10 protein-coding genes are annotated in these 12014 nt (G+C 67.7%); 1 reads left to right on the plus strand and 9 read right to left on the minus strand.

The genetic code is table 11. From position 1 onward, the window contains the following. Window positions 1-24: 24 nt before the first annotated feature. The 7 genes from ACM0M4_RS21335 to dinG all read right to left on the minus strand — a co-directional run bounded on the left by ACM0M4_RS21335 (window position 25) and on the right by dinG (window position 10247). Complete coding sequence (locus ACM0M4_RS21335; RefSeq protein WP_003086363.1) at window positions 25-1383, minus strand: GntP family permease; 1359 nt, start codon at window positions 1381-1383, stop codon at window positions 25-27. A 159-nt stretch (window positions 1384-1542) separates the two neighbouring features. After that, complete coding sequence (locus ACM0M4_RS21340; protein WP_003112517.1) at window positions 1543-2655, minus strand: CdaR family transcriptional regulator; 1113 nt, start codon at window positions 2653-2655, stop codon at window positions 1543-1545. A 7-nt stretch (window positions 2656-2662) separates the two neighbouring features. Further along, entirely contained in the window at window positions 2663-3310 is a 648-nt protein-coding gene (gene pdxH, locus ACM0M4_RS21345; RefSeq protein WP_003082041.1) for a pyridoxamine 5'-phosphate oxidase, read from the minus strand. Window positions 3311-3408: 98 nt separating this feature from the next. Continuing rightward, a complete protein-coding gene (locus ACM0M4_RS21350; RefSeq protein ID WP_003082037.1) occupies window positions 3409-4290 on the minus strand; it encodes an OmpA family protein in 882 nt (293 codons plus the stop codon). A gap of 205 nt (window positions 4291-4495) precedes the next feature. Further along, window positions 4496-5641: a serine hydrolase domain-containing protein gene (locus tag ACM0M4_RS21355; RefSeq protein ID WP_003163128.1), complete on the minus strand. Its 1146-nt coding sequence runs from the start codon at window positions 5639-5641 to the stop codon at window positions 4496-4498. A gap of 109 nt (window positions 5642-5750) precedes the next feature. Further along, entirely contained in the window at window positions 5751-8024 is a 2274-nt protein-coding gene (locus tag ACM0M4_RS21360; RefSeq protein ID WP_003120626.1) for a beta-agarase, read from the minus strand. 78 nt (window positions 8025-8102) lie between these two features. Next, the gene (gene dinG, locus ACM0M4_RS21365) at window positions 8103-10247 is read right to left on the minus strand and encodes an ATP-dependent DNA helicase DinG (protein ID WP_017002298.1); all 2145 of its coding nucleotides are present in this window, start codon (window positions 10245-10247) and stop codon (window positions 8103-8105) included. Between the two features lie 129 nt (window positions 10248-10376). On the opposite strand from dinG, the gene ACM0M4_RS21370 reads away from it, so the two are divergent. Then, window positions 10377-10841, plus strand: coding sequence for a CopD family protein (locus ACM0M4_RS21370; RefSeq protein WP_003082024.1), 465 nt, complete (start codon window positions 10377-10379; stop codon window positions 10839-10841). Window positions 10842-10879: 38 nt separating this feature from the next. Here ACM0M4_RS21370 and ACM0M4_RS21375 read toward each other — a convergent pair whose 3' ends face one another. Together ACM0M4_RS21375 and ACM0M4_RS21380 are read right to left on the minus strand one after the other, a co-directional pair. Then, window positions 10880-11689, minus strand: a complete 810-nt coding sequence (locus tag ACM0M4_RS21375) for a collagen-like protein (protein ID WP_221345425.1) — start codon at window positions 11687-11689, stop codon at window positions 10880-10882. Beyond that, window positions 11682-11981 (minus strand): DUF1145 domain-containing protein, encoded by a 300-nt coding sequence (locus tag ACM0M4_RS21380; RefSeq protein ID WP_003082018.1) that lies wholly within the window; start codon window positions 11979-11981, stop codon window positions 11682-11684. The genes ACM0M4_RS21375 and ACM0M4_RS21380 overlap by 8 nt, the downstream gene beginning before the upstream one ends. Between the last annotated feature and the right edge of the window lie 33 nt (window positions 11982-12014).

The raw sequence follows: 12014 nt of genomic DNA on the forward strand, positions 1-12014 counted from the left end.
CGGGAGTCCCCGGCCCCGCTTCAATCAGAGCAGCACAAGGCTGAGCAGCCATACCGCGAGCATACCGGCGATACCCTGGACCAGGGTCGCCAGGGTCTGGGCGCGATAGGCAGTGGATACGGTCATGCGGCTGAACTGTGTGACCACCCAGAAGAAGCTGTCATTGGCGTGGGACACCGTCATCGCTCCGGCACCGATCGCCATGACCGTCAGCACCCGGCCCATCTCGCTGTCCAGGCCGAGCTGCGGCAGCAGCGGAGCGACCAGCGCCGAGGTGGTGACCAGCGCCACGGTGGTCGAGCCCTGTGCGGTCTTCAGCGCGGCCGCCACCACGAACGGCATGAACAGGCCGATGCCCAACGCTGACAGGGTGCTGCCCAGGTAGTCGCCGAGCGGAGTGATCTTCAGCATCGCACCGAAGGCGCCGCCGGCGCCGGTGATCAGCAGGATCGGCGCGGCCGACTGGATGCCTTCCACCACGCGCTCATGGAATTCCTCGCGCTTGCTCTGGCCCTTGAGCAGGGTGCAGGCCAGCGCCAGGCCGACCAGCAGGGCGATCACCGGTTGACCGAGGAAGTTCAGGCAGGCGAACAGTACGCCCTCGCCCAGCGGCTTGCTCGGGAATACCGCGACCGAGCCAAGGCAGATCAACAGGATCGGTACGAAGATCGGCGCGAACGCCTGGGTGGCGCTGGGCAGCTTGCCGTAGCGGGCACGCAGCTCGCTGAAGTCCTCTTCGGTCTGGACGACCTGGCCGTCGTCGACCAGGGGAATGTCCTTGCCGACGAAGCGATTGGCCCACCACATGCCGGCCATCGCGGTGACGAAGGCGACCACCAGGCCGACCACGATCACCAGGCCAAGGCTGGCGTCCAGGCCGAGGTTGCCGGCCGCGGCGATCGGTCCCGGGGTCGGCGGCACGAAGGTGTGGGTGGCGTAGAGACCGGTGGCCAGGGCCACGCTCATGGCGATGGTGGATATCTTCATCCGCGCTGCCAGGGCGTTCTTCAGCGAGTTGAGGATGACGAAGCCGGAATCGCAGAACACCGGGATCGACACCAGGTAGCCGATGATCGACATGGTCAGGGTCGGGAAGCGTTCGCCGAGCAGGCGGATCACGCTTTCCGCCATGGTGATCGCCGCACCGCTGCGCTCGAGGATCACCCCGATGATGGTGCCGAGCACGATGACGATGCCGATGTAGCCGAGGATGCTGCCGAAGCCGCCGGTAACGGTCTTGACGATTTCCGCCGTGGGTACCTGGTAGGCGAAGCCGGCGATCAGCGCGGCCGCCAGCAGGGCGAGGAACGGGTGCAGCTTGAGTCGCGTGGTGGACAGGACGATAAAGGCGATCAACGCCAGCAGGATCAGGACCAGGGTCATGAGCCGCCTCCTTGTTGTTATGGGTGTGGGATGGGCGCCCAGGGGCGGGTCATTTTCGCTCCGTCGGGACCGACCACGCCTTGTGCAACGGCCAGAGGAAGACGGCGCTGGAAGGGGAACATTTTGTGCGACCGCACAGTGAATCGATTGATCCGCCCGTTACCCGCGGCGCGGAACGAGCAATTGCAGCCCCAGCAACAATTGCTGGCGGTGCTCCAGGCGAGCGAGATCGAGCCCGCTGATCGAAGCGATGCGCTCCAGTCGGTAGCGCAGGCTGTTGCGATGGATCCCCAGCGCCTGGGCACAGGCCTGGGCGTGCCCGTCATGGGCGCACCAGGACTCCAGGGTAGCGGCCAGCGAACCTTGCGGATCGTGGTCGAGCAACCGCTGCAAGGGCGCCAGCAGCTGCCGCACCTGCCAACTGTCGCGCTGGCTGAACAGCAGGCTGGCGAGGCGGTGTCCGTCCAGGGTCACGACCCGCCGACCGGGCAACCGGCTGCGCGCATAGTCCAGCAGGTCGCGTGCGGCGCAGGCCGAGGCGCGCAGCTCGGCCAGGTCGTGCGCCGGGTCGCCGGCACACAGGCGCGCCACGCCCCAGCCGCGCGCGTCGGCGCGCTCCAGCCAGTGCTCGAGCGTATCTGCGTGGGCTACCGGCCGGCACCAGAACACCAGGCGCTCGCCCAGCGCCGCGCTCCAGTGCTCCGCCCGGCCGCCGAGTGCCGCCAGCAGGCGAGCCTGGCAAGGCAGCGGATCGGCATGCTCGGGCAGTTCCAGGAAGACCGCCTGGCGCGGCCAGTGCATGGCCAGCCCCAGGTGTTCGGCATCGGCCGCCAGCGCCCCGAGGCCGTGGCCGGGATCGAGCAACTGGCGCAGCCAGGCTTCGTGACGCTGGCGTTGCCAGTGTCGCTCGTCCTGCATCTGGCGCTGTTCCATGAGCATTTCCGCTGCCATCCGCACCAGCTCGGCATAGGGCCGGACCACCTCCGGCGCGCCGGTGATGCCGAGCACGCCGACCAGCCGCTCGGCGTGCAGCAACGGCAGGTTCACCCCTGGCCGCACCCCGCGCAGGCAGGCGGCGGCCTGCTCGTCGATTTCCACCACCCGCCGGTTGGCCAGCACCAGTTGCGCCCCTTCGTGGCGGGTATGCAGGCGCGATGGATCGCCGCTGCCGATGATCATGCCCTGGGCATCCATCACATTGATGTTGTGCGGCAGGATCGCCATCGCCCGATCGACGATGTGCTGCGCCAGCGTCGAATCCAGTTCGAACATGGAGGACTCAGGGCGCCAGGCGTTCGCGCGACCAGCCGCCGTCCTGGCGTCGATAGTCGAGACGGTCGTGCAGGCGGCTCGGCCGCCCCTGCCAGAACTCGATGCGCTGCGGCAGGAGACGGTAGCCGCCCCAATGCTCGGGACAGCTCGGCGGCTGGTCGGCGAAACGCCGCTCGGTTTCCGCGAGCAGCCGTTCCAGCTCGGCGCGATCGGCGATGACCCGGCTCTGCGGCGAGGCCCAGGCGCCCAGGCGACTGCCCAGCGGACGCACCTGGTAGTAGGCGTCGGATTCCTCGGGAGTGACCTTCTCGACGCTGCCTTCGATGCGCACCTGGCGCTCCAGCGCCGGCCAGAAGAAGGTCATGGCCGCCCGCGGATTGGCCGCCAGTTGCCGGCCCTTGGCGCTTTCGTAGTTGGTGAAGAAGGTGAAGCCGCGCTCGTCGAGGCCCTTGAGCAGGAGGATACGGCAATGCGGATAGCCGTCGGCGTCGACGGTGGCCAGGGTCATGGCGTTGGGTTCGACCGGCAGGCGCTCGGTCTTCACCGCGTCGTCGAACCACTGGCGGAACAGGCTGAAGGGATCGCTAGGGGCGTTGGCCTCGCTGAGGCCATCGCGGGTGTACTCGCGGCGCATATCGGCCAGGGACTGGGTCATGGCGCATCTCCAGGGGGAAATGCGCCATAGCTTAACCGCAGACTCCGCCTCGCGCTTGATCCGGGACAATGGCGCCAAGCGCCCTGCCCCGGTTCGGCTCAGTTGCCCTGGGCCAGGGACAGCAGGCTGGCGCGCTGGGTATAGAGCACTTCGACGCGACGGTTCTGGGCGCGGCCGGCAGCGCTGGCGTTGTCCGCGCGCGGCATGTCGGAACCGACCCCCTTCAGGCGCAATTGGTCGCCTTTCAGGCCGCTGAGGCGGAAGATCGCCGCCACCGACTGGGCACGCTCGAAGCTCAGCTTGTCGTTGACCGCCTTGCTGCCGGTGCTGTCGGTATGGCCGAGTACCAGGATACCGCTCTGCGGATCGGCCTGGGCCATCTTGGCGACCTTGCCCAGCGGGTTGAGGGTGATCGGCATCAGCATGGTGTGGCGCTTGGGATTGAACGAGTAGTCGGCGGGGGCGATGACGATCAATGCGTTGTCGCGGCGTTCGAGGGTAAACTCGCTACCGGCGATCGCTTCGCGCAGAGCTTTCTCATGGGCATCCAGCCACTCCTTGGTGACCTTCTGCTGGACCAGTGCCGGCTTGCCCGACGCCTTGCTCGCCGAGCTGGCGCCGAACGGCCACCACCAGGGGTTGGCGGCCTTCGGCTCGGCTGCGGCGGCGACTTCTTTCTTCGCCGCGGCGATCTCGGCCTTCTGCTCCGCAGCCTTGGCGGCTACGTCCCGACCGCCTTCGTCCTTGCCGAACGGCCACCACCAGTGGCTGGAGCCGACATGCTCGGCTTCGGCCTTCTGTTCCGTGGCCTGCTTGGCGACGGTCTGTCCGTCGTCCTTGCCGAACGGCCACCATGAATGGCTGGAAGCCTGCTCGGCCGGAGCCTTGGCTGGCTGCGAGGAAGCGTCCTGGGTCTGGAAATAGCTGCAGCCGGAGGCGGTCATGCAGAGAAGAAGCGTCGAGGTCTTAAGCAGTTTCATACGTCGGGGTCCGTTGGAAGTGAAAGAAGGCGAGCCCGATGGAACATTCGGCTCAACCGCCGGTCACATCGCAGCGATGCCGGAGTCGATCCACTGCCCCGGCAACGCCCTATCTCATACGACGCTTTAGATTGTGTCGCTAAGCCATTATTTGGCAATGAAATTTAGCGTCGAGCCGACAAGCGGTTAAAAGTTAACCAACGGATTACAGACACTCCCCCGCGACACGCGCCAGCTGCTGCGCCCGCGGATCCATCAGCACATACGGCCCCAAGGCGTTGCTGACAAAGGAAAAAGCCAGGTCGCGCTCGGGATCGGCGAAGCCGATCGAGCCACCCGCCCCAGGGTGGCCGAAGGCCTTGGGGCCGAGTCCGTAGGTCGCATTGGCCACGCCCGGTTGGTCGAGCATGGTGCCGAGGCCGAAGCGGGTCCGGGTCAGCAAGGTCCGATCCTCGCCTACCGCGTGTTCGTGGGCCAACTGGCCCAGCAGTTCATCTTCCAGCAAACGTCCCTGCAACAGGCCGCTATAGAAGCCGGCGAGCGCGCGCGCGTTGCCATGGCCATTGGCGGCCGGCTGCTGCATGCGTCGCCATTCCGGCTTGTTGGTGCTGGTGAGGATCGACGGCGGATTGGTGAAGGCACGGGTGGTCAGCGCCAATGGCTCGCTCATCATGGTCTTCAGCATGCGCTGGGCGGCAGCGTCGCCGAGGCTGCCCTTGCTCCGTGCCATGTGGGCGACGCGGCCGAACTGGCTGTCGTCCAGGCCGACATGGAAATCCAGGCCCAGCGGTGCCGCGGTGCGCGCCACGATGGCCTCGCCCGGCTCGCGGCCGTCGACCCGGCGGATCACCTCGCCGAGCAGCCAGCCATAGGTAATCGGTGCATAGCCGTGCGCTTCGCCAGGCGTCCACCAGGGCTCCTCGGCGGCCAGTGCCGTGGTCATCGCCTGCCAGTCGTAGAGTGCCTCGGGCGGCATCTGCTCGCGCAGCGCCGGCAGGCCGGCGCGATGGCAGAGCAACTGGCGCACGCTGATCGCTGCCTTGCCGGCCGCGGCGAACTCGGGCCAGTAGCGTGCCACCGGCGCGTCCAGTTCGAGCTTGCCCTCGGCCACCAGTTGCAGCACGGCAACGGCGGTGAAGGTCTTGGTGCAGGAGAACAGATTGAGGATGGTGTCGCGCTGCCAGGGCTGCTCGCCGTCCTTGTCCGCGACGCCGCCCCAGAGGTCGACCACCGTCTCGCCACCGACCTCCAGGCACAACGCCGCGCCGCGCTCCTGCGGATTGTCGAAAAGCCGGGCGAAGGCCTCGGCAAGCGGGGCGAAACGGCTGTCACAGTGGCCTTGGGGCGTCATGGGCAAGTTCCGGTGGGAAAGTGGTCGGGGCATTCTTCCAGCCCTCGGCGGCCTTGTGAACCCTGACATAAGAGGGGTTCGCCGCAAGCGGGCGGCGGTGAATGCGCGCTCATGAACCGGCTGAATCCTCGCGCGGCGGCAGAGGCTCGACGGCAGGCATGGACCTGGCCATCGCCGACAGTCGCGACAGGGCGGCAAGGTTGCTTCGGCGCACCGTGTCGACGAAGCCGGCGAACGGCAAGCCCGTGATCCCGACCAGGCCTATATGGCCGTTCTCGCCGTCCAGCAGACGCCCGCTGGCCGGTTGGTCGAGGTACTGGAACCAGTGAGCGCCGACGATATACGGACTCTTCAGCGCCGCCTCCAGGAACGTTCGGTAGGAGTCGCCGCGCGCCCGCTCATTGGCCGCCTCGCTGACACCACCCCAGAACGGACCGCGATCCCGCGAGCCGAAGTGGAACTCGCTGATCAGCACCGGCTTGTCCAGCCGCGCCAGCAGGGAGTCGTCCAGGCCCTGCCCGGGCAACGGCGTATAGAGGTTGAAACTGAGGAGGTCGCAATACCGGGCGCAGGAGGTGATCGCCTCGGGAGTGCTGACGGCGAAGCGGCCGCCGAGCAGGAGGTGGTTCGGTGCGTGCCATTGCAGGGCGTCGCGCAGGGTCTTGAAGTAAGCGTCGGCATACAGCCGGAGGAAGGCGCTGTAGTCCTCGGCGATGGCCGGATGCCCCTCGCCCGGCAGCGGAGCCGCGTAGCCCGGCGCCTCCAGGGCCTCCCAGGCGGCCAGCTCGATGCCCCAGGCCTCGGCCAATGCCTCATGGCCCAGGTACTTGGCTTTCAATTGCTTGACGAAGGCGCGCTTCGCCGGACTGTCCATGGACAGCGTCAAGGCTCCGAAAGCGAGGCCGTAGCGCGCCAGGGCCGAGCCGTCGCGCCCGGCCCAGGCCAGTTCGTTGTCGGCGTAGTAGCCGAGCAGCCAGGGATCGTCGCGGTGGTCGCGAGCAGCGATGGCGATGACGCGCTCGGCGGCCATGGCGAAGCGCGGGTCGAAGGGATCGGGCATGGCTCCCCACCAGTCGAAACCGCTGCTGACCGTGGCGTAGTCGCCGGCGATCGACAGCGGCAGGCTGTAGGGCATCCGCGCCTGTGCGGCGAGCGCCGGATCGCTCCAGTTGCCGAGGCTGTTGAATCCCCATGCCGAGAGGCGCTCCAGGGTGCGCTGGCGCCATTCGCCGGCGAGCTGGTCGGCACTCGCCTGGGGAGCGATGCGCTGGCGATTGGCACCGAGAAAATCGAACCAGCGGCCATGCCCGAAGCGCCGCCCGGCCTGCGCGGCGACGCCGCGGCGGTCGTCGCCCTCACCGAAGAATGCGGCCAGCGGCTCACCCTCCGCCGGCAGTTCGGCGAACATCGGCTCGCGTCCTTCGACGTAGGTCCGGCTGCCGTCGGCGGTCACCGCATTAACGCCCAGCGACCAGAACGGATGTCCTTCCGGAGTAACCAGCCACCAGCGCCCGCCACGTTTTTCCGTGCGGAAGAAACCGCTGGCTTCGAACACCGGCCCACCCAGCAGGCCGCCGAAACGGTCGCGCGCCGGTGTCTGCCGCTCCCAGTCGCGGAGCTGTGCGGCCTCGGCCGCATAGGCGCTGCGCAACTGCTCGTCGGAACGAATCTTTTCCGGCCAGTCGGCGCGGCTGTACTGGCCATAGCGATCGATCAGGCCGGTCAGGATGCTCCGCTCCACCGCCCTCCCTGTGCGTATGCCGAAACGTCCGAGCAGGATACTCTGGGGAGCTTGCGGCGAGCGCAGGGACAGGCTCAGCGCTCCGACCCTGGCGCGGTCCAGCGAGCCCTCCACGCGTGGCGCCAGCAGCACCCGCTGGCCTTCGACCATCTGTGGCATCGGCGGCCCCGCACGCATGCCCAGAGCCTCTGGCGAAACCGCCCGCAACGGCACCAGCAGGGTCTGCGGCGGGCCTGCCGGTAGCTCGATGGATGCCTGCAGCCCCGGCGCGCCCTGCTCGCCCTCGATCGCGACCTCCAGGGTCATGTCCCAGCTCATCGCGTTCTGGATGCGCAGGCTCACGTAGTCCGCTGCGGACCAGTCCCAACGGCCCAGCGCCGGACTCATGCGCAAGGTGGGCCGTTGCGCCGGGCTGAAGGTGACGCGACGGAGAATGTCGCCCTCCGGGGTGGCCTCCGCCGTCGCGCTGGGCAGGTCGGCATCCTCAAGGGTGATGCCGACCACGGCCATTGGCTTGACGAAGTTGAACAGTACCTGCTGGATGTCGCTCGCCGCCAGCGGCGTGGCCACCGCGAGCAGGCCGAGAAGCAGGGGGAGATGCCAACGCGAACGGATCATGAAGCCTGTTTTCCTTAACTCCATCCCGGCCTGGGCAAATGCCGGGAATTCCTGATGCGGCTCGGACGTGAAGGCTGGCGCCCTCCCGCGCAGGCCAGCGCGTCAGGCGATTTCCCGGCGGAACGGCGGCAATGCATTGAGGATAGCCTTGCCGTAGCGCTGGGTGACCACGCGGCGGTCCAGCAGGGTGATGGTGCCGCGGTCCTGCTCGGTGCGCAGCAGCCGCCCGCAGGCCTGGACCAACCGCAGCGAGGCGTCTGGCACGGCGATCTCCATGAACGGATTGCCGCCGCGCGCCTCGATCCACTCGGCCAGCGCCGCCTCCACCGGGTCGTCGGGTACCGCGAAGGGAATCTTGGCGATCACCACGTGTTCGCAATAGGCCCCCGGCAGGTCCACGCCTTCGGCGAAACTGGCGAGGCCGAAGAGCACGCTGTCCTCGCCGTCGTCGACTCGCGACTTGTGCTTGTTCAGGGTTTCCTGCTTGGACAGGTTGCCCTGGATGAACACCCGCTTGCGCCAGTCGCGGTCGAGACCGTCGAAGACTTCCTGCATCTGCTTGCGCGAGGAGAACAGCACCAGGCTGCCGCGCGCGCCCTTCACCAGTTCCGGCAGCTCGCGAATGATCGCCGCGGTGTGCTCGGCGGCGTTGCGCGGATCCGCCTTGAGGTCGGGAACCCGCAATACCCCGGCCTCGGCATGGTGGAAGGGGCTCGGCACCACCGCGGTGACCGCGTTGCGCGGCAGGCCCGCGCGCATGCGGTAGCGGTCGAAGGTGCCCAACGCGGTCAGGGTCGCCGAGGTCACCAGCACGCCATAGGCGACGTTCCACAGGTTGCGGCGCAGGGTCTCGGCGGCGAGGATCGGGCTGGCGTTGGCTTCGATGTCGTAGAAGCTGCCGCTCTCGGCGAGGGTCAGCCAGCGCGCCATCGGCGGGCTGTCCTGCGGGTCCTCGCAGGTGAAGGCGGTCCACAGTTCCCAGTTGCCCTGGGCGCGCGCCAAAAGACTACCGAACAGCGGGTACCACTCCTCCGCCTGGTGGCTGGCGATGCCGCCGGCGCCTTCGCCGTCCATCGCCTCCTTGAGGATATCGGTGAGGCGGGTGAACAGGTCGGTCAGCTTGGAGAAGCCTTTCTTCAGCTCGATGCCCATCTCGCGGATATGCTCGGGGACCACCCCGCCGACGAAACGGTGACGCGGCCGCTCGCGACCCTCCATGTCCTCGCCGGCGCGGAAATCGCCGATCTCTTCGCAGGCGGTGAACATGAACTGCTGCTGGGTCTTGATCTCCCGGGCCAGCTCCGGCACCTGTTCGATCAGGCGGCCGAGGTCGCCCGGCAGCGGGTGCTGGGCGAGCAGCTTGGTGAGGTTCTTGGCGATCTGCTCCAGCCAGTCGGCGGTAGCGCGCAGGCGGGTGAAATGGGCGAAATGGCCAATCGCCTTGTCCGGCAGGTGATGGCCCTCGTCGAACACGTAGAGGGTCTCGCGCGGATCGGGCAGGATGGCGCCGCCGCCCAGGGCCAGGTCAGCCAGGACCAGGTCGTGGTTGGTGACGATCACGTCGACCTTGGTCATCCCTTCGCGCGCCTTGTAGAAGGCGCACTGCTGGAAGTTCGGGCAATGTCGGTTGGTGCACTGGCTGTGATCGGTGGTGAGCTGCGCCCAATGCGCGTCGTCGATCGCCTCCGGCCAGCTGTCGCGGTCGCCGTCCCAGCGGTTGCCGGCCAGGCGTTCGATCATCTGGTTGAACAGCTTGCTGCTGGTCTCGTCGACATCGATGTAGAAACCGTCGTCGGCGAACAGTTGCGCCGTCGCGCTCTGCGCCTGGCCTTCCTGCAGCAGCACGTCGAGCTTGGACAGGCACAGGTAGCGCCCGCGGCCCTTGGCCAGGGCGAAGCTGAAGGCCAGCCCGCTGTTGCGCAGCAGGTCGGGAAGATCCTTGTGGACGATCTGCTCCTGCAGGGCGACGGTCGCGGTGGCTATCACCAGGCGCTTGCCACTGGCCTTGGCGCAGGCGATCGCCGCCAGGCTGTAGGCCACGGTCTTGCCGGTACCGGTTCCGGCCTCCACCGCGACCACCGCCGGCTCGCCCTCGCGGTGCCCCTCCTCGTCCTCCTTGATCGCGCCGAGGGCCTTGGCCACTTCGGCGATCATCAGGCGCTGGCCATAGCGAGGCTTCAGCTCCTTGGCTTCGAGAAAGCGGGTGTAGGCACCCTGGATCTGGGACTTGAGTTCGGCGCTGAGCATGGAATTCCTGGGCCCGGCGCGCAGCGGAAGACGAATCCGCCGGCGCGCCATAGCTGGATAAATTTTCAGTGGTTCGACAGGGCGGCTATGATAACGCGCTTCGTCACAACCGCCAGCGGAGATCGCCGAATGACCCCCTACGCCCTCGTCTACGCCCTGCATGTCCTGGCCGCCCTGGTCTGGGTCGGAGGCATGTTCTTCGCCTGGACGATTCTTCGTCCGGCGGCCGTCGCCGCGCTGGAGGCCCCAGCCCGCCTGGGCCTGTGGCTGGAGGTGTTCCGCCGTTTCTTCCATTGGGTCTGGGCTGCGGTGATCCTGCTGCCGATCAGCGGCGTCGGCATGCTGCACCTGAGCTTCAACGGTTTCGCCGGCGCGCCGCGCTACGTACAGGTAATGATGGGGCTCTACGTCGCCATGCTGGCACTGTTCCTGCGGGTGCAGGCGCTGCAAGTGCCGGAACTGCGCCGCGCGGTGCAGGCCCAGGACTGGCCGGCAGGCGGGCAGGCGCTGGGGAAGATCCGCCGCACCGTCGGCTTCAACCTGCTCCTCGGCCTGTTGCTGATAGCCCTGGTAGCGGCACGCCCGAGCCTCTGAACCGGCGATGCGCCGGAAGCCGTGCTGCCGGCCTCTCCTCAGAAGCGCACGACGTCCAGGCTGCCGTCGCTGCCGTTGGTGCCGTTCGCGCCGTCCTCTCCGCTGCGCCCCGCACGACCGGCATCCACCGAGTAGATCCAGCAACCGGTGGCGTTATCCACCGCACCCGGTTTGCCGGCCTTGCCTCCAGCGCCGCCGACGCCGCCTTGCAGACGGGTTTGCAAGCGCTCCAGAGGAAAATCGCCCGGCACTTCCAGACGAATCCGACCGCCCGCCCCGCCCGGACCGCCGTCGCTTCCGGATTGGCCGTCGCCACCTTTCAGCGCGCTGCCCCAGAGGCAGCCGGAGGCCTTGCCGGAAGCCCCGTCCAGGCCATCGTAACCCGGCGCGCCGACGCCACCGCGGGCGTCCAGCAGCAGGCTTTCCACCTCCACCGCCTGCAGGCGCAAGGTCAGGTCGCGGCCGTTACCGGCGCTTTGCCGGAAGGTGCCGGTCGCGCCGGGCGCGGAAATGATGCTGCCATCGGCCAGGCGGCCGCTGACGACTTCGATGCTGATTCGCTCCTCGCCTGGCGCCACGCCGATCCGGGCGTTCTTCGCCATGTGCAGTTCCTCGATGCGCAGGACGCTGACCTCCAGCGGAATCAGCAGGGCGGCATCCTCGCCGATCTCCACTCTGCGCAGGCGCAGCTCCTGGGCCCGCTTGGGCAGGCGCATCACCGAGTTCGCCTGCACCTTCACGGTTCCGCCGATACCCTGCTGGCGTGCCGGCGGCGCCTCGGCCGAAAACACGGCGCCAGCCCAGGCCAGGGGAACGACCAGGAACAATCCGAGCATGGCCTTACGCATGATCGTCCTCCTTGTCCTGCGGTAACTCGCTGGCCGGGCTCAACGCCGGCAACGCAAGCATGTGGAAGACCCCGAACAGCAAGACCTGGAGACGATCCAGCCAGGGATGCGCGCGCGCTTTCAGGCGTCCTCCGAGGACGAGAATCTCGATCAGGTGGATCAACAGGATCAGGCCGCCGGCTATCGACAACAGCCAGTTCAGCGGATAGGCGAACGGATGCAGCAGATTGACCAGCACCGCGCCCCAGAACACCAGGGTCACGAGCTTGCCCAGCCCGAGAAACGCTTTCATGGAACTCCCCCCAAGACATCGTGTGCGGGGGAA

Origin of the sequence: Pseudomonas sp. 18-147 (assembly GCF_051048045.1) — a bacterium.
Taxonomy (GTDB): Bacteria; Pseudomonadota; Gammaproteobacteria; order Pseudomonadales; family Pseudomonadaceae; genus Pseudomonas; species Pseudomonas aeruginosa.